Below are 26655 nucleotides of genomic sequence, written 5' to 3'. Positions count from 1 at the left end.
TCAGATAAAAAGCAAGTCGAAAAATAAAAAATTTAAAATCTTAAATCCGGGCCCGCCCGTTTTTCTTTTACTTGCTCGTCCACTCTTTTTGCCATCCTTTGCGGGAGCGTATAGAGCTCGATGAAACCGGCCGATGCATTCTGATTGAAAAGGCTGTCCTTCATAAAAGTGGCGAAGTTTTTATTGATGAGGGAGTAAGGAGAGGAAACTGCGGTCACCGTGACCGTGCCTTTGTATAATTTCACAGACACCTCCCCTGTGACTTTTTCATTCACTTTATCAATGAATGCGTTGAAAGCCTCCATCAAAGGTTCGTGCCATTTGGCTCCGTAACAAAAATAAGCCCATTGTTGATCCAGCTTGTACTTAAACTCATTTTCATCTCGGGTGGAGACGAGTTTCTCTAAATTTTTATGCGCTTCAATAAGAATTGCCGCACCGGGTTGTTCATAAATACCCCTCACTTTCAGCCCAATGAGCCGATCTTCAATCAAATGAACCACGCCAATCCCATGTTCGGCGCCCCAATGATTTAAAACTGCGATCAACTCATGCAACGCCATTTTTTCTCCATTGATTTGCGTCGGGATCCCTTGATGAAATCCAATTTTAAAAGAAACGGCCCGATCCGGGGCCTCCTCGGGTTGTTTGCAAATTTTAAGGATGTTTTCCAAGGGTGGCGTTTGGTCAAAATCTTCTATTTCGCCTCCTTCGGCGGAACATCCCCATAAATTGTCATCATAAGAATATGGTTTGCTTTTGGTTTGAGGAATGGGAATCTTGTGTTTGAGCGCGTATGCAATTTCTTCGTCCCTTCCCATGGCCCACTCCCTTACCGGAGCAATGGTTTTCAGGTGAGAATCAAGCGTGGTGATGTACCCTTCAAATCGGACTTGATCATTCCCCTTTCCGGTGCAACCGTGAGCAATGACCGGGATATTCTTTTCTTTTGCCACTTGAACCGCGATTTGGCTGATGATCGCCCTGCCGAGCGGACAAAAAAGATGATAGTCCCCTTGGTATGAGGCATTGGCTTTGATGGCTTTTGTAACAAAATGATTCGCAAACTCCTGTTTGGCGTCGATCACCACCGCTTCCTTGACGCCCAGGTTTAAGGCTTTTTGCTTGATGGCTTCAAAATCGGCTTGCTGGCCTATGTCTACCGTAAGCGTTGTAATATCCGCTTGGTATTCATCTTGAATCCATTTAAGCATGACCGAGGTGTCCAGCCCTCCGGAGTATAAAAGGAGAACATGTTTGGCTTCTTCTTTGGAAGCTTCATGACTGGCGACTTTTTGATACGATTTATTCATAGGATATGATTTTAAAATGATTAGAGATAAAAAATAGAATGCTCCGGTTTTGCCGAAGCGTTTTTACGGCACTTCTGGCGACGTTCTTTGGGCGTACGACGAGTTGTGGATTTGTAAAATTTCATAAAAAAATCCGCTTTTTCAGCGGAGTATTATTTTTTGCCCTTCAATGTTTTCAAAAACCTCCGCTAGAGTAGCGGGTTACGGCGTTGGGCGGTCATGGATATTGAAATATTCATTGAATGAAGGATATCGATTTTTCGTAAAAATGGCAAGAAAAATCAAACAAAACAAAAAGTCCGCACGTGCAGACTTTTTGGTAAATATAAAACGACTTTAGTTTGTCATTCCCGCGGATGCGAGAATCCGGATTTTTATATATTGGTCATGACTTGGAGGAAATTCAAAAGATTGTTTAGCTTCCAAAAATCCTCAATATCATTGGAATCTTGGCTGACATCGGGCTCGATGGATTGGACGATGTCCTCCTGTGTTAACGTCATCGGGCCCAATTGATCCAATCCTTGCAAGAAATCACTCGTGTCAAACGTTTCAAATTCCATGACTTGTTGCCCTTCCATCACCCGTGTGATAACGGCCGCAACTTCCGCACGATTCAAATTGTCATAAGGGCGAAACGGATTTCCTGTCATGACTCCTGCCGAAGAGATCGTGGCTACGTCATTGGCGAATTCGTCACCCGGAGTCACATCGCTGAATTGTCCGGATGTCAAACTCAGGGTCGAATTGCCCATCAATTCATTTAAAGTTCTGGCGACCATTCCACGACTTGCCGTATCATTGGGATTGCTTAAAGCGAGATCAAGCCCCAATTTTTCGGCTTGGACATAAAATCCTTGAGCCCAATGTCCCACAGCCTCACTGTTCGATGGAGTGCCTTCGGCTTCTCCATTTCCGGTGGCATTCAACGCCATTTTCAAAAACTCGGCATTGGTCACTAAATCTTCGGGGTTGTATTCACCCGTAAGTTGTCCGTTCAAATCCTTTCCCCCGCTGACGACCCCTTCCCCCTTCAATGTCGCTGCATAATACGTATACCATTCCCCTTCTGCGGTGTCTTTGAATGGGATAAGACCGTCTGAGAATTTTTGCGTTTCCGAATCGGCTTTCACTTCTTCAAATTGCATTTGCAATTGCGCCACTTCCGTTGTGGAAAAATTATTTAAATCCAATCCACTCAATGTGGACTGAAAGGCTTCGGCTTGATCCCCGTAAAGATTGGCTTGCGCCATTTGGTCGAGTAGGGATTGCAATTGAGAATTCTGAGATCTCAATCCTTCAATTTGCTGTTGCATATCCGCGATCGTGGCAGCCATGGATTCCGTGTCGGTTAACATGGCTTGATAATTTGTCGGGTCCGCGTAGGTGCTCATGGTGAGCAATTGATTCAAATCAATTCCCATTTGTTGATCATAGCTTCCCAAATTTTGGAGGGTTTCTTCACTCACCATACCCATGAGTTTTTCAATGATTTGATTGGCCATGCCCTCGTCCATCTGCCCGACGATGTAATCGATGATTTCTTGTTCATCCGTTCCATCCCCGCTGAATTGTTGAACAAACGTGTCGCGAGAATCGTTCCGGCCTCCATTTTCAAACAAAGAAACCAATAATTCTCGATCTTCATCACTCACCTGATTTTGATATTTGCTGTAAAATAAATCTTTAAGATAACCCAATTGGGAATCTGCATAGTTGCCAAACGGCTGCATGACTTTATCGAAGAAATACCACAAGGCTTCCGGATTCTTGGTCTCTTCGGCCTTAGCCATAGCTTCGTCCGCAGCGGAAAGAACTTTATTTTCAATGGCGGAGAGTAAATCATCAATGACGGTTTGAGCCTGAGCTTCCGTAAAAACCCCATCCGCCACGGTTAAAGCGTTTTGAGCTTCACTGAGCATGGTTTGCATATTTTCAAAATCCTTGAGTGCAAAACTATATTCACGCGCCCAATTGATGGATTGCCACATGATATCAAAATTCCTCCAAGGCTCACTGTCCCAAAATTCACTTTCAAGATCCCGATAATCCTCCATATCCCAACGGAGCCAATCCATTTCATCCCATAAATTCGTTCTTAAATCATTCATTTCGTCTTGCGAAAAAACGTCGTTTGACAACGCGACCACAGCTTCTTCTTTCAAAACATTCATTTCATCCACAATTGCGGAGTATGTATCTTGAAGGGTTTGAAGTTCGGCTTGCATAGTGTCTACCGACGTCCAATCCAATACATCGAGTACCCCTTGTTTTTCAGCGTCATAGGCGATTTTAACGGGTTCCAATCCTAAAAAATCATACATTCCGGTGTTGTCGTATTCACTGACTCGATTTTCCAACGTTTCTCGAATAATCTGAAAGAAATCTTTTTTGCCCGTATAATTCCAAAAATATTGACTGCCGTATCCTCCGGCGGCCACGGTATCGTAACGGTTCTGGGCTTCGACCATAAAATCGGCATAAAGCGTTTGATAGGATTGAATTTCGGCAATAGTAGCATCGATTTCAGCTTGATATCCTTCAAATAAATTTACTTTTTCTTGAACAAAATCGGAGAACACTTGGCTTAATCCTTTTTCGTCGGCTTTTGCCAGATATTTCGCAAAACGTTCCTGCACTTTTGTGAGGTATTGTTGAGCGTGTTCTGCTCGTTTCAAAACATTACCAAATTGATCCTCGTCTTTTAAGTTGTTTTGCATGTCGCTAAGTTCGCGGGCATCGGGAGTCGAACATGGGCCGGAATATTGAGTGTTCACATTTTCCGGCATTTCATCTTCCGTGGCATAAGTGATGCCATCGTTGCCGCAAACTTCAGTTTGATAAAAAAAGGTGCAATCCGGGCCTTCACACATATTTCCTGTGGTATCCCATGAATCTTCCACCCACTGATCCCCATCGTCTTCGGGCTGATCACTGTTGCATTCCGAGCTGCCGTTGTCATACATCACACACCATTCGCCATCCAGCCAGTTCCACATGCCATAATCTTCACAACGACCATCGTCCGCAAACCAACCGTCCGTGCATAGAGTTAAATCCTCTGTTTGAGTGTCATCCACCCATTCGTAGCTGTCATCACTGTTCGAATTTTCACAAACCAAAGGTTCGTTATAACCCATCATGGTGCATCTTGTCCCATCGCCCATATCAATGTATTCGCCATAGTTGTAACAATTATCATATTCATCATTCCAACCGGCACACGCTTCATCCCCGTCGGTTTGCCCTTCATCAACCCAATCATAGCTGTCATCGTCTTGGTCGTAATCATAACCATTTCCATCGTCTTGAGTGGGATCGTCCAATAAGCCTTGATCCTCTTCTCCTAACCCCTCTTCTTGGACTTGTCCATTTGCGCTTGAATCCTCCCATGCAGCATTCGAGGTACTGGCCTGCCCTTCGCCGGTTGAATCTCCTTCCCCTGTCAATTGATCCGAGGATCCCAATGTCGATGTAAACGCGAGCATATTGGTCGTCAAGTGAACTATTTTCGGAACACCATATATCGACATTCCTAAAATCACCATCAGCGCAACTAGGCGGCCCATGGGTTTAGAAAAATACAAACGTAGCTTTTTCATTTTTATTTTGGTTAAAAAATGCCTAACACTATTATTTTAGAATAATTTTTATATTAAGTCAAATTTAACACCACTTTCTTTGCGCTCGCCTCGAGGTTAAGCTAAAGTGTTTTTACTATGTTTAAATTTCTCCGTTCTCCTCTTCCCTCTTCGCGCCCCACATTGCTCATCCTCGATATCGGGACCGAGTTTGTGAAAGCGCTTATTGCCGAGCCCGGAGACAAAACACCTCTCATCATCGGCGTGGGTAAAACGCGCCAAAAAATGGGAGAAATGCAAAGCGGAGCGGTCACGGACATTGCCGCGGTGATCGATCATTGCAAAGAAGCCATGGCCGATGCCGAACGCATGGCCGGACGAACTCCCAATCAACTCGTTATTGGCATTGCCGGTGAATTGGTCAAGGGTGCGACACGCACCATTCGTTATCGTCGACATGACCCCGAAGTGAAAATTCACTATGAAGAATTAAAAAATATTGTTCATAAAATTCAATGGAAAGCGTTTGAACAAATGCGAAGCGAACTGGCGTATGAGACCGGACACAATGAAATCGACATCAAATTGGTGAATGCCGCGATTGTGGATGTTAAAATCGATGATTATAAAGTGACGAATCCCATCGGTTTTCAAGGAAGAGAAGTGGTGATGACCGTGTTCAATGCGTTTTCCCCTCTCACGCATTACGGCGTATTGCAAACCATTGCCGCGGAATTAGGGGTTCCTCTTCTGGCCATTACGTCCGAACCGTATGCGTTGGCGCGCGCTTTGGAAGGAGGCGACCCCAATACTGTTGAACGAGATGCGATTTTTATAGATGTGGGGGGCGGGACAACGGATATGGCCGTGATTCAAGATCAATCGCTGGTGGGAACCAAAATGTTTACTCTCGGCGGACGAACCTTTACTAAACGTCTTTCCAATAATCTTAATGTTTCCTTTCCGGAAGCGGAAGAAATCAAACTTGCGTACTCGGGCAATCGACTGGAAAAACAATCGCATAAAATCGTTCAAAATGCGCTCAAAGGAGACACTGAAATTTGGCTCACCGGCATTCGACTGACTTTGCAGGAATTTTCGTCCCTCAAGACCTTACCTCCCAAGCTGTTACTTTCCGGAGGCGGATCCTTACTCCCTGAGATCAAGCTGGTTTTGACCGAAGGCGATTGGTGGAAAGATCTTCCGTTCAGTCACAAGCCTTCGGTTCGATTCCTTCACCCGCAAGATCTCCCCAACATCAAAGATCAAACCAACCTGTTGCACGATCCGCAAGACATCACCCCCATGGCGTTGGTGAAACGCGGCATCGATCTTATGAATGAAGAAAAAATCCTCACCAAAATTTTACGAAAAGTGGTGCGTTTGATTCAGGCGTAATATAATGAAAATATCAACATGAACGATGTCCCCCCATCTTCCGATCCTCAACAAAATCCTCCGCCAGAGGATAAGGTTCGGCAAATCTCCAAACGAAAAGTGCTCTATATTGATTTGGATGCGGAAATCACATCGATTTTTGAGAAAATTGCGAATCTTCCTTATCGCGATGTGTATTTGGTGGTTCCGGAACGTGCGATGTTGCTCCAGAGTGTTGTGAATTTGCAAATTTTAAGAAAAAAAGTGGAAGATCTTGGGAAATCGCTTTCCCTTATCACTCAAGATAAAGTGGGGGCCAAATTGGCGCATCAAGCCGGGATCCCGATTTTTGATCAAATTCAAGGATCAACGCCGACCAAATCTCAAGAAGGAACATCCCCCATCCCCGGCGAACCGATGAAAGCCATGGGGAATGAAGTCCATGACGAACAACCGCACCGCCTTTCGCAAAAAAAAGTGTCCATTTTTGAAGTGGTCAAAGGGAATAAAGCCAAAAGTTCCTCTCCTCTGACTTTTGTCCGGCGCTTTTTGGAACGCAAGGAAGAAAATAAATCGCTCAATATGCCCTCGCCGTTCATCCTCGGCGCGCCCAGTAAAAAAACCTTGGGCACCTTGGTGGCGGCCAGCTTGTGTATTTTGCTTGTCATCAGCTACATCGCGCTTCCGGGCGCTACGGTTACGATCACGCCCAAGTCCAATGTACTCGAACAAAGCGTCAATATTACTCTGGCCAATGCCAATGTGTACGGCACCAGCCCGTCGATTGCCGAAGGGCATGTGATTGTGGCGTACCCGATTTCCATCACGTTTGAACAAACCCTTTCTTACACAGCCACGGGTACGGTGTTTCAAGGCACCAATGCCTCGGGCACGGTCACGGTCATCAATGAACGTGAAACGCCGTGGGATTTGGTCGCCTTCACTCGTCTTCAAACCGAAGACGGACTCGTGTTCCGCACTCAATCCGCGGTGCGCGTGCCTGCGGCAACCTCTGCCGGATTTGGGACCGTTGATGTGCAAGTTGTGGCCGATGAAACCGATGCATACAATCGCGTCATCGGCGAACGTGGAAATATTGAAGCGAGTTCTTTTGTTCTCCCCGGGCTTCGTGAAGAAAGCCAAAAACAGCTCTACGCTCGAAGCAACGCTCCCATGACCGGAGGTTCTTCGCTTGTAACACTTAAAGTGAGTCAAGCGGATATCGATGCCGCGCAACTTTTACTCACGGCTCAATTGGAAAATTCAGCCGAAGCCAAACTGGATGAAGAAATCACGCGACGCAACACGCTCAATGCCACCAACCTGACTTCCTTAAAAGGCTACGGGGCACTCACGCTTTCCGACCCATCAATTTCCGTACCGGCCAATCTTGTGGATGCGCTTCAGGATCAATTTGAGGTCAAGGGGAGTATCACGGTTTCCGGCTATGCTTTCTCCTATGATGAATTTTTAACTGAAATGAAAACTGCGTTGGAAGCAAAAAAGAGCCCGGATAAAAATCTCATCAAATTGGATGAAAATTCAGTGACTTATGAAGTATTTGAAGTAAACCAAACCAATGGATTGATTCGATTCACAGCGACCATGAAAGGCATTGAAGCTTACAACCTCGACCCCGAGACCGAAACCGGGGCGGCTTTGGTCAAAAAAATCAAAGAACACATCGCGGGGAAACCCATCAAAGAAGCCGAGAACTACATCCAAAATCTTTCCGAAGTCAATAAAGTGGATATCTCGTGCTGGCCTCTATGGGCGCCCACCATTCCTTCGGTTTTGGAAAACATCGAAATCAAGATAGATAATTCCTAATTTTCTTCATTCTATGCGTCTCTCAAAAATGTTCGGAAAAACGGTTAAAGAAACATCTCAAGACATCAAACTCGCGAGCCACAAACTCCTTTATCAAGGCGGATTTATTCGAGAATCCACGGCAGGGCGCTATTATTTTTTGCCGTTGGGTATCCGCGTCCAAGACAAAATCGTGAGTATTATTGAAGAAGAAATGGATCGGGCCGGCGCTCAAAAAATGATCACTCCGGTGCTTCATCCCCTCGAATTGTGGGAAGAAACCAATCGCACCAACAGCGTGGGGTTTGAGCTCATGACCATTGCGGATCAGCGCGGCGCCAAGTTTGCGTTGGGTGGCACGGCCGAAGAAATGATGGTCGACGTGGTTCGCAAATTCAACTTGAGCTACAAAGACCTTCCTTTTAATATCTATCAATTTTCTCAAAAATTCCGTGATGAAAAACGGGCGCGTGGCGGATTGCTCCGCGTGCGAGAATTTTTGATGAAAGATGCGTATTCGTTTCATCGCGATGCCGAGGATTTTAAAAAAGAATATCAATCCATGTGGCACACGTATGAAAAGATTTTCAGTCGCGTGGGGTTGAATGCGATTCCGATCGAGGCGGACAACGGCTACATTGGCGGTGAATATTGTCATGAATTTGTGGTGGAATCCCCGGTGGGAGAAAGTCGCTTTCTCATGACCAAAGATCGCTCGTATGCGGCGCATGAGGAAGTCGCGCTTTTCAAACGCGAGATCATGAATCCCAAAGAAGAAAAGCTTCCGCTCAAAATTCAAAAAGCCCCTCGCGGCCCGACCATTCAAGATGGTGTTAAGCTTTACGGCGAACCCGCGTGGAGGCAAATAAAGACGATTGTATTTGTAGTAGATGGGGGAGAGACCATTCTGGTCTCTGTGCGCGGAGATCTGGATGTCAATGAAGCAAAATTAAAAAAAGTATTGAATGCGTATGATTTGCGTTCCGCGACCCCGGAAGAAATCAAAGCCCTCGGAAGTGTGGTGGGGTTTGTCTCCCCTCTCAAACTCAAGCTGAAAAAAGTCGGCGATTTTTCACTCAAGACGGTACACAATTTTTACACCGGCGCGGACGAACCTCAAATGGACACGCTCAATGTGAATTACGGTCGCGATTTTGAAGTGGATGTGATGGCGGACATTGCCTTGCCTCCGGCTGAGGCCAAGACCGAAAGCGATGAACCTTTGCTCGAAGGGCGCGGCATTGAAGTGGGAAATATTTTTCAACTTGGCACGCATTATTCCACCAAAATGGCACGGGCCGTTTTCACGGATCAAGATGGGCAAGTGAAACCTTATTATATGGGCTGTTACGGCATTGGCGTGGGCCGCACCCTGGCCACGATCGTGGAGGTCCATCACGATGAAAAAGGCATCCTTTGGCCAAAATCCGTGACTCCATACCAGGTTCATTTGCTCAGTTTGGGATTGGATGAAAAAGTGATTCAACAAACCAATGAATTGTATGAATCGTTGCTCAAGGCCGGGATTGAGGTTTTGTACGATGACCGCGATCTTCGCACCGGAGAAAAGTTGAATGATGCGGATTTGATCGGTCTTCCGATTCGTGTTTTGGTCAGTCCCCGCTCTTTGGAACAAGGTGGCGCGGAATGGAAAGAGCGTTCGTCTAAGGAAAATCGCGTGGTCCCGTTGGATCAACTTATTTCTTCAATTCAAGAGTTTTATGGGAAGTAAAAATAAATTCATACGAGCGAGCGTGAAGAAAGTATTTTCGGGCACCACGGTCCATTTTTTCCTGCGAAAAATGGCCGCTATGCCTCGCGCCAATCGTTCGTCTTCACTTCGTTCCGACGAAACCAAGCCGATTGGCGCTGCGGAATTGCCCTCAAACACTTCCTTCCCACTCGCCTATAAATTAAGTTTAATTTTTCTCCTCCCTCTTCTTTTATTGAGCACCTCCATCGGCCTCCTTCACGCCGCAGATCTCGACCCCACCGCTTCTTTTTATCTTTCTCCCAGCAGTGGATCTCTCAGTTCCACGTTTACGTTTGACGCTTCGAATTCTTATGATCAGCGCGGATTTTCCAATACCCTCGAATACCGTTGGAATTTTGATTATTCCGGCGGCGAATTCGGGGAATGGTCCAATGATGAAATGGCGACCCATCAATACACCGCGGCCGGTGACAAAACCGTGGCCCTCGAAGTGCGCGATGAAGACGGTCGAACGGATCGCACCTACGGTTATTTAACAGTTTATGAAGAAGCCATTTTTGACGGATGGTTTGATGTCAGTCCCACGTCCGGAGACACGTCCACTGAATTTCAATTTTCAGCTGATATTTCCACAAAAGCCTCAGTCCCCCAAAGCGAATATCAAGTGCGTTGGGATTTTGACGGGGATGGAACGTTTGATACCGATTATTCTTCCTCGTTTACCGCGTATCACACGTATTCCGAAACCGGTTATTTCAATTCGATTTTGGAAGTCTTGAGTCCGGACGGCGATACCTTGACCGTGACGGGTTATGACGATGACGATCCCAATGATGTTTCCTATGTTTATGTGACCTCCAGTGGCGAGCCTCAAGCCACCATCGATGTTTATCCTTCGAGTGGCGTACCAAGCACCACGTTTTATTTTGACGGCTCCCATTCGTTCGACAATCAAGATCATTTTGACATCGAATATCGCTGGGACCTTGATGGCGATGGCACATTTGAAATCGCATGGGGCGATGAAACAAACCCCACTTACAAATACGCAATCGCAGGTACTTATACCGTCTCGCTTGAGGTGCGCGACAGCGATGGATACACGGATCAAGTCTCGACCACGATCACGATCAGCGGGAGCAACCTTGCTCCGGAGGCGGATTTTTCCATCACCTCCGACAGCGGATTGACGGATAAAACCATGGGCACTACCGGGACCACGTTCACCTTCAATGCTGCCGGGTGTAAAGATGAAGAAGATCCCTCCAGCGACCTCCAAGTGCGTTGGGATTTTGAAGGCGACGGCGACTATGACACCAGTTTTTCCACCACCAAAACCGCGCAACATCAATATTCGGACCCCGGGACTTATACCGTGAGGGTTGAAGTGAGAGACACTTTTGGAGAAACGGATACGGCGGAAGGCACCGTGACCGTGGTTTCCAATGATGCGCCGGTGGCCACATTTTCCGTCTCCCCTTTGAGTGGAACGCCAGGGACCACGTTTGATTTTGACGCCTCGGATGTGAGCGACAGCCAAGATAAAACCACGTATTTGCAAGTGCGCTGGGATTTTGACGGAGATGGCGATTACGACACTTCTTTTGACACCGATAAAACCACGAGCCACCAGTATGACGATCCCGGCACATATATTGTCACTATGCAGGTTAAGGATACTGATAGCTTTACCAATGAAGCGGAAGCCACGATTACGGTGTATGACAGCACCGCGCCACACGCAATTTTAAATGTGGATGTTCAGAACGGGACGTTTTCAACCGCGTTTCATTTTGACGGGAGCGGGTCCTATGATGGAGAAACCGATTCCGAGGATCTCTATTTCCGTTGGGATACGGATTACACCGGAGAAAATGACATCATTTACACCACGTCATGGTCTCACGATTCAACTCAAACCGTTTATTTTGACCAAACCGGCAATGTCACGGTTCGATTGGAAGTAAAAGATGCGGAAGGACAAATTTCAACGTCCTCCTCCACGGTGTCTTTACATTGGGCGTCCGAGTACATGGATTATTTAAAAGACAATGGGGTGATTCGCGGGTATGAAAATGGCGATCTGGCTCCGGATCAATACGTGACGCGCGCCGAACTCCTAAAAATGGCGATGAAGGGGGCGGATATTTCGACTTCCGGACTGTCTTACACGGTTTATTTTAGTGATATTGCAAAAACGGATTGGTTTTATTCGTATGTGGAAAAAGCGTCAGATCTTGGACTTGTTGAGGGATACGCAGATGGAACATTTAAACCCAATAATTCGATCAATCGCGCCGAAGCCACCAAAATCATTATTGAAACCTTTGGAGCGGACCTTGAAAGTTATGTGAGTGGAACGTTTCCGGATGTTTCCACTTCGCAATGGTTCGCGAATTATGTGGGCACCGCCTTTTTTTACGGATTGGTGAATGGGCAGGCCGATGGATTTTTCCGACCGGATTGGAACATGACTCGCGGCGAAGCGTCTAAAATTATTGCGTTGGCCATGCAAGGAGCCTTGTGAAAAAAAACAGGGAGAGGAACCATTGTTTTTTAATGTAAAATCTTGTATAATAATAAGATTTATTCTTTATTTTTCCTAAATTCTCTTCTATGCGCAATCCTTCTCTTTCTACAAAATCCTTGAGTGATTCGATTCGCTCCATTCTTTTTCTCATTGCTGGAATGGCTTTGGTTTTGGGCACGCCTTTTGTCGTTGCGGCCCCCACCGCCACTCCCCCGAGCGGAACCGTTATCCCCAATTTTTCAGCCATTGCCGTGAGCACCTATACTACAGCCGTAGATTACAATGCCTCGAGTGGAATTTGGGTGGGAAGTGCTTCCAAAACAACGGGAGCCGCAAGTATCCCCTCAACAGGAGCCTATGTTTATGCCACGAATGCAGGGCGTCTTGTCGCGCATGCAACCACACAATCCAGTGGTATTCTCGGATCAAATAATAACGTCTCCACGGGACAAAGCGGTGTTCTTGGAGGAGTTTCAATAACTGGCATTGCAGGGACAACCACGGCTTCCGGATCGTTGGGATATCGAGACAGCACAGGTCTCTACGGAGTTTACACTTCCGGTGCGGCAAAAGTGGGAAGTCTTTATGTTACGAGTGGGATCACCACCAATAGCATTACGGGAGATGGGGGCACTCTTAATATTTATGGAGACACCAACATACAAAGTTCTCTTGAAGTACATGGGACCGTTATGGCCCATCAAATCGGTGATTTTGATGGTCAGTTCGTTCAAAATAGTGGCTCAGGCACTACGGTTACGGCTCATTGCCTTTCCGGATATACACGAATCGCTTGTGGAGGATTCAGTACAACAAATAATTTCCGTGGGACTGAAGCTGTTGGGACCTCTTCTTGTAGATCCCATCGTTCCGGCGAAGACGGAATTTTAACCGCCTATGCCTATTGCTTTAATCCCTCAGCTCTATCAGAGTAAACTTTTTATTCTTCTACGTCAGCCGAATCTGCGGGAGACGGGATTTCACTGCCCAAATCGTTGAGACATTTGGTTTTTAATGTTTCGTCCAAAAGTGGGTCACATACGGTCGGGTCTTCCGATATTTTTGCGACTTTCATAACTATTGTGGTGACACAATTTTCTTTTGAAATTGTATTTTGAATCGCGTCACATTTCGAAACATCCAAAGTCTCGAAGGCCGCATTGAAAATCGCCTGATCATCTTTAGGATCATAGTCCACTCCTTCGACCAAGTCTCCTGTGTCGAATTCAACAATATCGCTTTCAATGGACATCTCGTCTCCGCCGTTTTCTTCCGTATTTCCCGTGGTTACGGTGTCGTCGGTGGACGAGGTAACATCGACTGCTTCTTGTTCACAACCGATTAAAAAAAACGTTCCAACGATAAGAATGGCTAAAAATGCGAAACGACTTAAAAGATTTTTCATGAAGGAGGGGGTAAAGAAATTGGGAATTGGAAATTTTAAATAGGAATGCGGACACTTCGCTTCTTGCGTGGCTACGTGTCTGTTATAGACCCAGTTGCTTGCGAATTTCATCGGCTTTACTCGTGTCTTCTTTCTTCTGATTTTCTTGAATATAAAGATTCTCAAGGTCATTCCATTCCGCGGTATGCTTTTGCTCCAATTTCTTGAGTTGTTCGGAATGTTTGGGGGAAAGTTCAATGAATTTCTCCTTTTCTTCTTCAAGAATGTCGATAAGTTCGTCGATTTGCTCTTGGCGAAGTTTGGGGATGGATTCAACAATTTTTTTCTTTTCATCTCGCATCAAGGAAATGGATCCGGCGAGTAATTTTAAGAAATAAAATTCGTCGAATTTCAACGCGTGTTTCGGGATTTTGATGTTCGTCTTAAAATTTTTGAGATGATCTCCAAATTTATAATTGGGATCACTCGGCGGCGGCGGGGGGGGCGGCGGTGGGGCATAACCTCCGTACCCGGCACCGGGCATTCCTGCGCCCATTCCCATAGGAGCGGCTCCGTACGCGGGGGGCATTCCTGCTTGAGGGTAAGCACCTTGCGGATAAGCGCCATAAGGTTGTTGAGGCATCCCGGGTTGACCGTAGGCGGGCGGTGGCATTCCCGGACCTTGTTGTCCCATCGGCTGGGGGCCGTACTGAGGAGGCATTCCTGCTCCTTGCGGGTAAGCGCCATAAGGTTGTGGCGGCATCCCGGGCTGACCGTAAGGTTGTTGCCCTTGCGGACCTTGGGGACGAGGGGGTGGCGGCGGGTTCATTCCTGCGCCTCCTTGTTGTCCTTGATTTTGATTTCCGGCTGGAGGCGGTGGGGGTGGTGGATTTTGATCGGCCATAAACAGGGGGTGAGAGAATGATGGAAATTCAACAACTGGCTTAATTTCAACCGTTACTCAACTTCCTTTGCGCCGCGTTTAGCGGACTGTGATTGAAATGCAGGGGAAGAAGAGGGGGAGAGGGAAAAATGTGAAACATTTTTTCTCTGGTGGGCGATACTGGATTCGAACCAGTGACCTCATCGACGTCAACGATGCGCTCTAGCCAACTGAGCTAATCGCCCTTCCAATCGCTTTAGCATTGTACACATTTCTTATTTTAAGACAACAGATTTGTACGTGCCATCCATCTCAGAGTAATTCTTCATCTTTTTTTAATCTTTTGGTAATGCCGCTTCATTTATTATGCAGACATGCGATTTTTCCTCGCTCTTTTCGATCTTTTTTTCCCCAAAAAATGCCTGAATTGTGGAAATTTTGGTTCTTTTTTATGTCCGCCTTGCCTTAAAATTCTCCCCATTCATCCGGTTCAACATTGCCCTCATTGCCTACGCGAAAATGCTCACGGAACCCTTTGCGATCTTTGCCGACGATTTCCTGCAGTCTCGGATTTTTGGGAAATCGACCGGCTTTTTGTGGTGTCACCCTATGTTCAATCGTCCCTTTTGCAAACCGTGATCAAAACCATGAAATACCGCAATGCCTACCCCCTCGCGACCTTGATGGGCGATTGGATGGCTACTGTTTTTTGTGCAAAAAATCCTGTCTCCAAAGAAGAAGCGCCCTGGACGTTGGTGGTACCGGTCCCCTTGCATCGCCTTCGAGAAAAAACGCGCGGGTACAATCAATCTCGTTTTTTAGCGCAAGAGGTTTCCAAGACGCTGGATTGTCCGATTTGGGAAGGATTGGAGCGCGTTCGAAACACTCACCCTCAAGCCGAATTATCGCGAAAAGATCGATTAAAAAATGTCGAAAATGCGTTTATTTTAAAAGAAAAAGCCAACTTATTGAACAAAAAAGTTGTTCTTATAGATGATGTGTGTTCCACCGGCGCGACATTGAATGCTTGCGCTGCGCCTTTACGAGCCGCAGGGGTGAAAGAAATTTGGGGCGTGGTGCTGGGACGAGGACAAGCCTATTGAGGTCCTCCCTAGGGAGGAATTTTCAGGTTAGAGCGGCGTCCTAGGAAGCCGGGTTAACCTGTTATTATATTCAACCGATCATTATTCCGCCCCGGGGCGGAATTTACAGATTGAGGCGCCGTACCGGTACGGGAGTCTTATCTGTAAAATATGTGGGGTTCGGCAGGCTCACCACAACCAATAAAATTTGATCCCATTCGCTCCTCATGCCATACTAGGGCCATGCTCATCGGAATCGATGCCTCCCGCTATCCGCATACTTCCCCCACCGGAGTGGAAGTGTATTCCCATGAAATCATTCGGGGACTGATTTCGCTGTGCGCCAAGCAAAAAAAATCTCCAGAACAAAAGTCTCCCAATTCAAATGAGAAATCTTCTGATCAATCTCCTCGCTCAAGTTCACCGGACGTTGCCCAGATCGTTTTGTACACCCCCCAACCCATCGAGGATCTCCCCAAATCCATTCAATGCTTACTTCCGGGACAACGATTTTGGACGCATCTCCACCTGGCCCGCGAAATTAAAAAAAATCCTCCCGATGTTTTGTTTGTGCCGTCGCATGTTTTGCCCTTCCGGCTTCCGTTTCCGAGTAAAACCAAAACCGTGATCATGATTCATGATGTGGCGTTCCGGACTTTTCCGCAGGCCTATCCCCTATTTCAACGCTTATATCTCCACTTCACCACGCGATTTGCGGTGAAGCGCGCCTCCCGGTTGCTGGTTCCGAGTGAAGCCACGGCCCAAGATTTGATCCGTTTTTACAAATGCGATCCCGAGAAAATCACGATCATCCCGCACGGCTATTCTCGACCGCGCCTTAAAGTTTCCCCTCAAAAAATCACCGCGATTCTCAAACGATTTCAACTCAAGCGTTCAGATTCGTATATTTTCTTTATTGGCCGACTAGAGACGAAAAAAAATCTCGCTCGATTAATTGAGGCGTTTTACGGATTCAAAAAAACACATTCCGAATGGCGATTGATCTTGGGCGGAGGACGCGGGGCCGGATTTTCCGAAATTTTAAAAACCGCGCAAAAAAACAACTCCAATGGCATCCTCATGCCCGGGTATTTGGATGAAGAAGAAAAACTCGCACTCTTTTCGCATGCCAACATTTTTGCGTTCCCATCGTTGGCTGAGGGGTTTGGATTCCCGATTCTCGAAGCTGCCGGCTACGGAGCGCCGATTCTCGCCTCTGAAATCCCGGCGTTTTTGCCGCTCAGCGACTTGATTGATGCGTTTTCGGATCCGCTGGACGTGAAATCCATTGAAAAAGGTTTGTGCGAACTCGCGGACCACCCGCCCCCACACACGCCAAAAGACCTCAAGGCGTATTCATGGAAAAAGGCGGCGGAGAAGACGTGGGAGGTACTGAGTTAAATCCTAAAAATGATTTACTCAACGACCTTAACTTAGCCATTGGAATCGTCATCGCCAGGTATTACGTGGGCGAGTTTATCTTTAAAATGATCAACTCCTGGAAAACTTTCGTCTGAATTCGCTGCCCCTTCTGTTGCTCCTTGCACCCCTTCTATTTCATCAGCAAAGCGTCGAACTGCCTCAACAAAAACTGCGGCTTCTCGGCTGTCTTCGCTGTCTTCGCTGTCTTCGCTGTCTTCTTTTGTATCATATAAAACCCTTGCAACTTTCCCACCACTTCTCGGATTCCCATCTATCCCCATGGAACCACTTATTCTTTCTACCACTATTTGCCCCTTATATCCTCCTTCCTTCCCCACTATAATTCTAAAAAAAACTGTAGATACCCTTGGGTCCGTCGTGTCTGGGACCACTTTCATGTCCAATGTTGGCCTTATAGCTATTTCGTTTCCAGAATCAGGGTCTGTGACTTTTGTCCATGCTTCAATCCAACGATCAACCTGTTCTTTAGCATCTTCTATTGTTTGTATTCGTCGAACACCTTCTTTAGCTGTTTCTGCCATAATATTTATTGTTTAAAATTTACATCTGTATTGTCCCATAATAATAATAATAATAAGTCAAGGCCTTCCTTTTCTCCCTAACAAATCATGGGTTATAGTTTCCTCATGAAAGTTGCCCTGGTCCATGATTTTCTCGTCAAACTTGGAGGCGGTGAACGCGTTCTTGCGGTTCTGGCAGATCTGTATCCGCACGCCCCGATTTACACGCTCCTTTACGATGAATCTCGTGTGGGCCATGTTTTTCCCAAAGACCGGGTTCGCCCTTCCGGCCTTCAAAATCTTCCCGACTTTATCAAAAATCGCCGTCGGTATCTGTTCCCTTTTATGCCGCGCATGATCGAATCCTTTAACCTCAGTGGGTACGATTTGGTGATCAGCTCGAGTTCGGCGTACGCGCACGGAATTCTCACCAACACCGGCACTAAACACCTCTGTTATTGCCATTCTCCTATGCGGTACGCGTGGGATTGGACGCACGAGTACATTGAGGAACAGCGCATTGGCGCGCTCAAGACGTTTATGCTTCGATCGTTGATGAAAAAAGTCCGATTGTGGGATTATTACTCGTCGGATCGTGTCGATTCGTATCTGGCGAATTCCAAAAATGTGCAACAACGCATTCAAAAATATTATCATCAGCCGTCCGAGGTGCTTTACCCGCCCGTGGATGTCGACCGATTTAAGGTCACGGGATCGCATGAGAATTTTTTCCTCATCGTCTCGACCCTAACGCCGTACAAACGGGTTGAACTCGCGGTTCAATTGTTCAACAAAATTCGCAAACGCCTGGTCATCATTGGCGAAGGCAGTGATCGCGAACGGCTCCAGCGTTTTGCCGGTCCGCACATCGATTTTCTCGGATACAAACCCGATGAAGTGGTGCGCGAATACATTCAAAATTGCCGCGCGTTTATTTTTCCCGGGGAGGAGGATTTTGGCATTGCGCCGGTGGAGGCCATGGCTGCGGGCAAACCGGTTTTGGCGTATGGAAAAGGCGGCGTGACCGAGAGTGTGGTGCCGGGTCTTACCGGGGAATTTTTCAACGAACCGACCATCGACTCCATGGAAGACGCCTTGGCCCGACTCTTGGCCAGCGAGTCCCGCTACGATTCCAAACACATCCGACGCCAGGCCGAGCGCTTTCAACGATCGTTGTTTGAGGATGGGATAAAAGAGTGTGTTCGAAAGGTGATGCAATCGCAATAAACAGCCAAAATAAGACAATTGGCTTTGCCGCATTCTTTTGCTATGATTCGAACGCTTTAGAAAACTTTTATTAACTCGTTTGTTTTATGGCTGACCTTGCCCTGTATCGCAAATATCGACCGCAGAGTTTTGACAACCTTGTGGGACAGGAAGCGATTCGGACCACATTGCTCAATGCTACGCGTTCCGGGCATTTATCTCACGGATATCTGTTTTGCGGGCCGCGGGGCACGGGAAAAACCACGACCGCGCGTTTGGTGGCCAAAGCCATCAACTGCATCTCCCCCACTCCGGAGGGCGAACCCTGCAACAAGTGCGAATATTGCACGCTCATGAACGAAGGCCGACTCATGGATATCATTGAAATCGATGCGGCTTCCAACCGCGGGATCGATGAAATTCGCGATCTTCGAGAAAAAATTAAATTCGCCCCCAATCAAGCGCCTCATAAGGTTTACATCATTGATGAGGTGCACATGCTCACGCCTCCGGCCTTTAACGCACTCCTCAAAACGCTCGAGGAACCGCCGGCGCACGCTTATTTTATCCTTGCCACGACTGAAATTCACAAAATCCCGGAAACCATTATTTCCCGCTGCCAACGATTCGATTTTCACCGCATTGAAGAGGACGTGATCGTGGAACGACTCCGCCACATTGCCAAACAGGAACAAATCGAGACCGAGGACGAAGCGCTCAAGATCATTGCCCGGTCTGCGGAAGGCGGAATGCGCGATGCCATCAGCTTGTTCGAACAGATTGTGAGCGACGGAAAACTCCTTCAAGCTCAGGTGGTGCAGGTGCTCGGGCTCACAGGGCATCATTCCATTCATCCGCTGTTTGAAGCGTTGCAGGAAAAGGATGCCAAAGTCGCGCTCGCCGAGATTCAAAATGTGTACAAAGAAGGCGCGGATCTTTCTCAATTCACGCGTGAATTTTTGAATTTATTGCGAACCCATCTTTTGGATTCACTCGGGAAAAAAGAGGTTATGGTGCGCATTTTGCGCTGGGTTCGATTGTTTCAAGAAGCGGGCAAAGAGTTGCGCTATTCGATGATTCCGGAATTGCCCTTGGAAGTGGCGGTGATCAAGGCTTGTTTGACCGAGGAAGAAGAGGCAAAAACAGGATGGTTCGGAGGAATTTTGGGAGGGAAAAAAGAGCCGACCGAAAAAGCTAAAAAAGAAGAAACGGTTGTCGCGAAAAAAGAAGCACTCCCTGTGAAGGATGGGCTGAAAACCATTCCTCAAGAAGCCCCGGCCCCAATAGAAACCGCGAGCGGACCTGCCCCTGAACTTTCCGCCGAGATCCTCAAGCAATATTTCCCGCGCATTTTGGAACAAATCGCCACACCTTCGATCCGACAATCGTTTAAAACCGGCGTGTTTTCTTCCATAGAGGGACAAACGGTTTTATTTGAATTTCAGTCCAAATTCCATCTTGAAAAAGCCAACACCACGCCTGCCAAATCCGAGATTGAAAAAGCGTTCGCTCATGTGTTTAAATCCAAGATTAAAATGGATTTCCGCCTCTCGGAAACCGCCAAACTCGTGGACGCCACGTTGGAGGTTTTTGGGGGAGAGCTCATTGAATAGGCACCACGCACGAAGCGAAACGAAGTGCCCGCATCCCTCGCATTTCAATCCTGGAAAGGAGCGGGTATTCCCTCGGTCGCATAGGAGTCGGCCACTCGGATGCATGATCCTCGTGTCCTCTTCCTTAAAAATGCGACCTCAGAAACACCCACTCCTCTCCATTTCCATTCTTCAATAACCATGTACGAAACCTTACTCCAACAATTTCACCAATTAAAAGCCCTGGATCGGACGCCGGTCGCTGATGTTCGGGCCGATACGTTTTTTGATTTGGCGCGATTCCAACGTTTTCTCGATCGGGTTGGGAATCCTGAAAAAGGTCTTCCCGTGATTCACATCGCCGGGTCCAAAGGCAAAGGCTCCACGGCCGTGCTCTTGGGCGCCGCGCTCCAGGCCCTGGGCAAGCGCACCGGTATTTTTATTTCTCCTTATCTTAAGGAGCCCACGGAATCCATTTTTATGAATGGCGAAGCGATTTCAAAAGAGACTTTTGCCACCTTACTTCAGTCTAACCTCGACGTCATGGCCAAAGGCGAAGCCCGCGATTTCATCACGTCGTTCGAGATGCTGACCGTGATCGCGCTTCAATATTTTCACGAACAAGATGTCGATTTTGCGGTGGTGGAAACCGGGATGGGCGGGCGGTTGGATGCCACGAATGTGATTGAAAGTCCGATTCTCTCCGTGATTTGCCCGATTGAGAAAGAGCACTCCAAGCTTTTGGGCAACAGCCTGACCTCGATTGCGTATGAAAAACTGGGTATTGTACGCGAAGAGACGCCGGTGGTTTTAGCACATCAGGATCACTTTATTCTCGAATTCGCACGGTCGGTGTGCATGCAAAAGCATTCCCCGTTTTTGTCCGTGACCGGGAATTATGAGGCTGCGATTCTTTCTCGATCGCTTGAAGGCTCAACGTTCCGACTCAAAACCCCCAAACGCACGTTCCCGAAAATTCCGGTGGGATTGTTGGGCGATCATCAGGTGAACAATGCCATCACGGCCATGGCCGCGCTGGAGCAACTTTTCCCGGAATTTGATGAAAAACCGATCTTTGATTTGTGGCAGCGCGTACGACTTCCGGGACGATTTGAACTCAAAAGGCTCGAAAATCGCGATGTGATTTTGGATGGCGCGCATACGGTCGAGTCGGCGCGAGCCCTGCGTCGAACTTTGGACCAACTTTATCCTAATCGCTCGATGACTTTTCTTTTGGCGTTTTTAGAAGATAAAGACATTGAAGGATTCGGGCGGATATTGCTTCGGCCCGGGGACACGGTGATTATCACGCAAGTCGACCACCCGCGGCACATGCCCGCGCGCTTGGCTGAAGAGCGAATTCGTGCGGTTTTCCCGCAAAACCAAGGCATTTGCGCGCTCACCAACAACATCCGCATCGCGTGGCAAAAAGCCCTCAAAATGGGGAAGAGCAATCCGATCGTGGTCACAGGGTCGTTTAAATTGCTGGAGGAGTTTTAGAATAAGCTTATTTGAATTTCTTCTTTCTCCTCTTTTTTCGGCTGCTCCGACTCCGGCATATCTTGAAAATCCTTTTCTCCTAAAATCACCACGCCCAAGGCCTTGGCTTTTTCGTATTTGGAGCCCGGATTTTCTCCAGCCACAAGAAAGTCGGTTTGCGCACTCACCGAATCGCTCACATGCCCGCCATTCGCCTTGATCCAGGCTTTGATTTCCTCTCGCGGATGAGACAAAGTCCCGGTGATCACAAAGGTTTTGCCTTTCCATTTATCACTCACGATTTCTGCGTCGCCACGTTTAAGAGTGACGCCGTTTTCTTCCAATTCTTGCAATAATTTCTGGTTTTTCTCGTCGTGAAACCATTCAAAAAGAGAATTTCCGATGCGCTCCCCGATTCCTTCGATGGCTTGCCACTCTTCCGCAAGGATGGATTCTCCGATTTCTCCCACTTTTTTTAGCGTTAAATTTCCACCCTCTTTTTCTGAACTATTTTTTTGTTCAATAAAGACAGAAACAAGGTCGCTCGCCTGCTCTCCCACAAATCGAATTCCAAGCCCAAACAATAACCGTCCAAGCTCTGTTTTTTTTGCTTTTTCAAGTGACTTTATAAGGTTCCCGGCTCGTTTATCTTTAAAGAACGGCAAGGTTAAAAAATCATCGTGTGTGAGAGTGAATAAATCCGCGACATTTCCCACCAAACCTTCTTCCAATAATTGGTCCACAATTTTCTCCCCCAAGCCATCAATATTCAGCGCTCCGCGGGACACAAAATGAATGATATTTTCGCGTTGGACTGCAAAGCATTCCTTATTTTTGCAACGTGCCACGGCCTCGTCTTCGGGTCGCTCCACTTCTCCTCCACACATCGGGCATTTTTTCGGAAAAACGAACACTTGTTCCTTTCCGGTGCGTAAATTTTTCAGCACTTCCACCACCTCCGGAATCACGTCCCCGGCTTTTTGCAGGATCACGGTGTCGCCAATGCGCACATCTTTTCGGGTGAGCTCACCTTCGTTGTGAAGCGTGGCGCGAGAAACCGTACTCCCGGCCACCAACGTGGGCTCCAAGATCGCAACCGGGGTCAATGCTCCGGTCCGGCCCACCTGAATAATGATGTTTAGCACGCGACTCGTGGTTTGCTCTGCTGCGAATTTATACGCCACGGAATGACGCGGCGCCTTGCCGGTGTAGCCGAGGCGTTCTTGCTGGTCGAGTGAATTCACTTTGATCACAATGCCATCGATTTCGTATTGCAAATCGTCTCGTTTTGTTTTCTCACAAAATCGGATCACGTCCTCGAGCGTCTTTTTTTGTTCAAATTTTTTGTTCACGCGAAGGCCCAAATGCTGAAATTGTTCCAAAATTTCAACTTGCGTTTTCGGAGCCTTTTTCAGATCATTTTTACCCAAAGAATACGCAAAAAAATCAAGATCTCGATCCGCGGCCACTTGAGGGTTCAATTGGCGCACGGTTCCGGCGGCGGCATTGCGTGGATTCGCGAATTCGCCTTTCAGTTTTTCAAAACTTTTTTTGGGCATAAACACCTCGCCCGACACTTCCAAAGTCACGGGTTCTTGCAACACCAGCGGCACGCCGGCAATGGTTCGCGCCGTGTGCGTGATGTCCTCGCCTTGCTCACCGTTTCCGCGGGTCAAGGCCTTCACCAACTTGCCTTCTTCGTACCACAAACTCACGTTCAAACCGTCGATCTTGAGTTCGCACACAAATTCAAACGTCTCCCCGGGGAGGAACCGCTCCAATCGCTCGCCCCACTCCCGAATTTCCTCGGACGAAAACACGTCCTGCAAACTCCATTTTCGCGTCTTGTGCTGCACTTTTTCAAAACGGCCGGACAGCACACTCCCCACCCGTTGCGTGGGTGAATCCGGAGTGATCAGTTGCGGAAATTGCTCTTCCAATGTCTTCAATTCTCGCTTCAACGCATCCCGAACCGCTTCACTCACCTTCGACTCATCCAACACAAAATACTCGTAATTGCGCTGACGAATTTCTTCACGCAACTTTTCAATACGAGTTTTGGCTTGCGCTTCGGTGATCAATTCGGGGTTGTTTAAGGAGAAATTTTCTGCTATAATATTAGGATTTATTCATGAGAAAGTAAACCAACATGTTCAAAAGTTCTCAAACCTACAATCCGCTTTTCGACCCGGCCACAGATAACATGCCGATTCCGGCTGAAGTGCAGTCTCGGCTCAATGCGCCTCTGGCCGATCCCGCGGGATTCGATCCCACGGATGAACAATTTCTCTACGACGTGCTCGCTAAAATTGATCAAGGCATGATCAAACTCCTTTCCCCGGATTCTCTGCTTAAACAAGAAATGTACGAAAAACTCGATGACGCCAAAAAGGGCAAAGCCGACCAAAACGCGCTGATCATTCTCACCAGTCTTCGAACCATTTATAACCTCTGGAAGGCCAATCCCGTCCCCACCTTTCAGCTCAAAAACGAAATCCACCACATCCGCATGACCAAGGAGCGCGTGGAAGGAGAATTGGGGGATGTATATGTTATCTAAAAAAATCTAAAAACAAAAATCATGGCAGGAGATACACCAAGCAATGCGCCGGATACAAGAGTGGAGGCTGTGCCGGCACAACTGGCTGCGCCGGAAACGACGGATGCAGCAGCAGAAACGGTCAGAAAGAAAGCTGAAGAACAAAGACTCGCCGTTCAAAAGCGTGAAACAGTGGGCAAAGAGTCTGAAGTAGGAGCAACCGAAAGAGCCGCTGGATCCCCTACTGAAGCGGACAATCAAGCGGCGGAAGCTATTGTGACTGCCCTTGATGGAGCTCGCGTTGCATTTGGGGCAAAATTGGATGCATTTGAAGCCACCGTTGATTCCAATAATTTCTTAGTGAAGGGAACGGTTCAAAATGAAATCAAGAGAGCACGCCAAGAATTAGCCGCTTTGGTTGGAACCGAACGAGGCAAAGGGTCTATTGGAAAAACATTAAAAGAAGCCATTCAGGCTCGGGATGCCGGAGATTTTCGAAAAACTCGTCAATTGCTCGCTGCAGCTCAAAAAGCCATTATGGGTAAAATGGATATGATTATTGCCAAAAAATCCGAAATTGGTCCTCTTTCACAAGAAAGCAAAGTCGCCTACACTGCGCTGGCGGATGAGGCCTCACGCCTTATGCCAGGCATCCAAACGGCTTTCAATCAACGTGAAACAAGTCTTAAAGCGATTGAAGTAGCAGGAACAGCGCCTGCGGTTGCGAAAATAACACCCCCTTCTGAGGCTCCCGCTGTCACGGTTTCCGGGACGGTGGCTCCAACTGTTACGGCGCCTCTTCCCACTGTCCAAGAAGGCACCACAGCCACGGTTTCCGTGGCCCCAACCGCCCTCCCTCAAAAAGCTCAAGAAATCATGGCTCAATTCCCGACCCAAAATCCTTTTTCGACGGCTTTGACATCCATTCGACAAGCGATCGACGGACTTGATGTGGGTACCAACTGGTTTTGGATGTCTTCCCCTCACGCTCAAAAGAAAGCAGTCAAGCAAGGTCTTCTCCAAGGATTTACGGAGTTGCAAGCAGCGGTTGGACAATCATGGACCGAGGTCCAAACCGCCCTCAAAACTCAAGATTTCCGTACAGCCGCTCTTAAACTTGATGCTGTTCCCAAAGCTTTTAATGATTTTTCCGAAAAAATGACCACCGGGCTAGGTGCTACCCCTGACCCCCAATTTTTAGGTGTCGCGACCGCGATCCAAAAAGAACGAGATGCTGTAAGTGCCAATGTTCCTCAATTACAACAAAAACTGGGTCAAGCTTACACAGAGGTTCAGACCGAATCGGCACGAAAAGCCGCCACAATTACACCTCCCGTAGCCCCGGCTGAAACAACCACCCCGGTCGCACAAACCCCGGAAGAAAAAAAAGAAGAAAAAATTGCTGCCATGGCAAAATCAATCACTGATATTCAAGCCGCAGCACTCGATGCTTATTCCAAAAAACCACCGGATATGGGGGCCATGGTTATGGTAGCCTTTCAAGCATTGGCCTTGTTGATGAGTGCTTTGGGGAAAAATGGCGATATTTTAGAATTTGGGGAAGCCATGGGAAGAGCCTTAAAAAATAAAGAGGGAGGGGCCGAGAGCATCTCAAAACCTTCCGAACTTCTTTCTCGTCTTCTTCCGAAAGAAATGGCGGAGGAGATGACGAATATATTCCGAAGCCTGAAGATGGGGGACCTTTACGCTTTTTATAAAGATCCCAAAGTCAAACCTGAAGGCATGGGGCAAGACACTTTTGATAAATTAAAAGCATTCCAGGCCGATCATAAAGAAGAATTTGAAAAACTTCTCAAAGATCTCTTTGAAAATCAAGGAGGAAAAGCTTGTGCCGAAGACCCGGATAAAAAAGGAAAATCCGTAATGTCTTTTATGCAGGATAAGCTCACAACTTGGGTCGCCTCTCTCCCCGCAGAACTGGTTCAAACAGCAACCGGCGATGACGAAGGAACGGAAACCGCGGGCTCTTAAACTTCACTCACTCTGGCCAATTCTTAAGATTTCTGTTATAATAATCTAACTAACCTAATCCATCATGAACCCTCCTGCCTCAACCCAACAAGATCCCGCTGCAACCACCGGTGCTGCTGCCAAAATGAGCGTTACAGATATTGAAAAGCGTATTCCGGAAGAAATTCGCAAAAAATATCCGGATCTTGCCACGCTTATGGCAGGAACCGAATCCATGACTCAAGAGGAACG

Annotated in this window: 19 protein-coding genes and 1 tRNA gene; 12 read left to right on the top strand and 8 right to left on the bottom strand. The window is 47.4% G+C overall.

What is annotated here, in order from left to right; genetic code table 25:
• Nucleotides 1-32 precede the first annotated feature (32 nt).
• Both WC882_00840 and WC882_00835 read right to left on the bottom strand, forming a co-directional pair.
• Nucleotides 33-1313 carry an argininosuccinate synthase gene (locus WC882_00840; protein MFA5842213.1) on the bottom strand — a complete coding sequence of 427 codons (1281 nt, stop codon included), beginning with the start codon at nt 1311-1313 and terminating at the stop codon, nt 33-35.
• A gap of 374 nt (nt 1314-1687) precedes the next feature.
• The gene (locus WC882_00835; protein MFA5842212.1) at nt 1688-4915 is read right to left on the bottom strand and encodes an S-layer homology domain-containing protein; all 3228 of its coding nucleotides are present in this window, start codon (nt 4913-4915) and stop codon (nt 1688-1690) included.
• Nucleotides 4916-5032: 117 nt separating this feature from the next.
• Here WC882_00835 and WC882_00830 point away from each other — a divergent pair, with 117 nt between their 5' ends.
• Genes WC882_00830 through WC882_00810 form a run of 5 tightly spaced genes read left to right on the top strand, consistent with a single transcriptional unit; the run spans nt 5033 to nt 13259 of the window.
• Nucleotides 5033-6292 (top strand): cell division FtsA domain-containing protein, encoded by a 1260-nt coding sequence (locus WC882_00830; GenBank protein MFA5842211.1) that lies wholly within the window; start codon nt 5033-5035, stop codon nt 6290-6292.
• A gap of 18 nt (nt 6293-6310) precedes the next feature.
• Nucleotides 6311-8101 carry a hypothetical protein gene (locus WC882_00825; protein MFA5842210.1) on the top strand — a complete coding sequence of 597 codons (1791 nt, stop codon included), beginning with the start codon at nt 6311-6313 and terminating at the stop codon, nt 8099-8101.
• Nucleotides 8102-8114: 13 nt separating this feature from the next.
• On the top strand, nt 8115-9812 hold the full coding sequence (locus tag WC882_00820) for a proline--tRNA ligase (protein MFA5842209.1): 1698 nt from the start codon (nt 8115-8117) through the stop codon (nt 9810-9812).
• Nucleotides 9802-12354 carry a PKD domain-containing protein gene (locus WC882_00815; protein ID MFA5842208.1) on the top strand — a complete coding sequence of 851 codons (2553 nt, stop codon included), beginning with the start codon at nt 9802-9804 and terminating at the stop codon, nt 12352-12354. Before WC882_00820 ends, WC882_00815 begins: the two co-directional genes overlap by 11 nt.
• 56 nt (nt 12355-12410) lie before the next feature.
• Complete coding sequence (locus WC882_00810; protein MFA5842207.1) at nt 12411-13259, top strand: hypothetical protein; 849 nt, start codon at nt 12411-12413, stop codon at nt 13257-13259.
• A gap of 5 nt (nt 13260-13264) precedes the next feature.
• On the opposite strand, the gene WC882_00805 is transcribed toward WC882_00810, so the two are convergent.
• The 3 genes from WC882_00805 to WC882_00795 all read right to left on the bottom strand — a co-directional run bounded on the left by WC882_00805 (nt 13265) and on the right by WC882_00795 (nt 14836).
• A complete protein-coding gene (locus tag WC882_00805) occupies nt 13265-13729 on the bottom strand; it encodes a hypothetical protein (protein MFA5842206.1) in 465 nt (154 codons plus the stop codon).
• An 82-nt stretch (nt 13730-13811) separates the two neighbouring features.
• Nucleotides 13812-14612 (bottom strand): hypothetical protein, encoded by an 801-nt coding sequence (locus tag WC882_00800; GenBank protein ID MFA5842205.1) that lies wholly within the window; start codon nt 14610-14612, stop codon nt 13812-13814.
• Nucleotides 14613-14759: 147 nt separating this feature from the next.
• Nucleotides 14760-14836, bottom strand: a tRNA-Val gene (locus WC882_00795).
• 129 nt (nt 14837-14965) lie between these two features.
• Here WC882_00795 and WC882_00790 point away from each other — a divergent pair.
• Nucleotides 14966-15706 carry a ComF family protein gene (locus WC882_00790; GenBank protein MFA5842204.1) on the top strand — a complete coding sequence of 247 codons (741 nt, stop codon included), beginning with the start codon at nt 14966-14968 and terminating at the stop codon, nt 15704-15706.
• A 210-nt stretch (nt 15707-15916) separates the two neighbouring features.
• Nucleotides 15917-17074 (top strand): glycosyltransferase family 1 protein, encoded by a 1158-nt coding sequence (locus WC882_00785; protein ID MFA5842203.1) that lies wholly within the window; start codon nt 15917-15919, stop codon nt 17072-17074.
• A gap of 32 nt (nt 17075-17106) precedes the next feature.
• Here the strand turns inward: WC882_00785 and WC882_00780 are convergent, their stop codons facing one another.
• Nucleotides 17107-17637 carry a hypothetical protein gene (locus WC882_00780; GenBank protein MFA5842202.1) on the bottom strand — a complete coding sequence of 177 codons (531 nt, stop codon included), beginning with the start codon at nt 17635-17637 and terminating at the stop codon, nt 17107-17109.
• A gap of 105 nt (nt 17638-17742) precedes the next feature.
• On the opposite strand from WC882_00780, the gene WC882_00775 reads away from it, so the two are divergent.
• From WC882_00775 to WC882_00765, 3 genes are all read left to right on the top strand, one after another.
• Nucleotides 17743-18843 carry a glycosyltransferase gene (locus tag WC882_00775; GenBank protein MFA5842201.1) on the top strand — a complete coding sequence of 367 codons (1101 nt, stop codon included), beginning with the start codon at nt 17743-17745 and terminating at the stop codon, nt 18841-18843.
• 86 nt (nt 18844-18929) lie between these two features.
• A complete protein-coding gene (gene dnaX / locus WC882_00770; protein ID MFA5842200.1) occupies nt 18930-20435 on the top strand; it encodes a DNA polymerase III subunit gamma/tau in 1506 nt (501 codons plus the stop codon).
• Nucleotides 20436-20615: 180 nt separating this feature from the next.
• Entirely contained in the window at nt 20616-21914 is a 1299-nt protein-coding gene (locus WC882_00765; protein MFA5842199.1) for a Mur ligase family protein, read from the top strand.
• Here the strand turns inward: WC882_00765 and ligA are convergent.
• Entirely contained in the window at nt 21911-23974 is a 2064-nt protein-coding gene (ligA, locus tag WC882_00760; protein MFA5842198.1) for an NAD-dependent DNA ligase LigA, read from the bottom strand. The genes WC882_00765 and ligA overlap by 4 nt on opposite strands.
• 68 nt (nt 23975-24042) lie before the next feature.
• Between ligA and WC882_00755 the strand changes: the two genes are divergently transcribed.
• Together WC882_00755 and WC882_00750 are read left to right on the top strand one after the other, a co-directional pair.
• The gene (locus WC882_00755) at nt 24043-24453 is read left to right on the top strand and encodes a hypothetical protein (protein MFA5842197.1); all 411 of its coding nucleotides are present in this window, start codon (nt 24043-24045) and stop codon (nt 24451-24453) included.
• A 21-nt stretch (nt 24454-24474) separates the two neighbouring features.
• Entirely contained in the window at nt 24475-26424 is a 1950-nt protein-coding gene (locus tag WC882_00750; protein MFA5842196.1) for a hypothetical protein, read from the top strand.
• Nucleotides 26425-26478: 54 nt separating this feature from the next.
• On the opposite strand, the gene WC882_00745 is transcribed toward WC882_00750, so the two are convergent.
• Nucleotides 26479-26640: a hypothetical protein gene (locus WC882_00745; protein MFA5842195.1), complete on the bottom strand. Its 162-nt coding sequence runs from the start codon at nt 26638-26640 to the stop codon at nt 26479-26481.
• Nucleotides 26641-26655: the final 15 nt, after the last annotated feature.

The sequence above is a fragment of the Candidatus Gracilibacteria bacterium genome, assembly GCA_041658685.1.
In the GTDB taxonomy this organism is placed as follows: domain Bacteria; phylum Patescibacteriota; class Gracilibacteria; order UBA1369; family UBA12473; genus JBAZZS01.
This window is presented reverse-complemented; position numbering and strand designations above follow the sequence as displayed.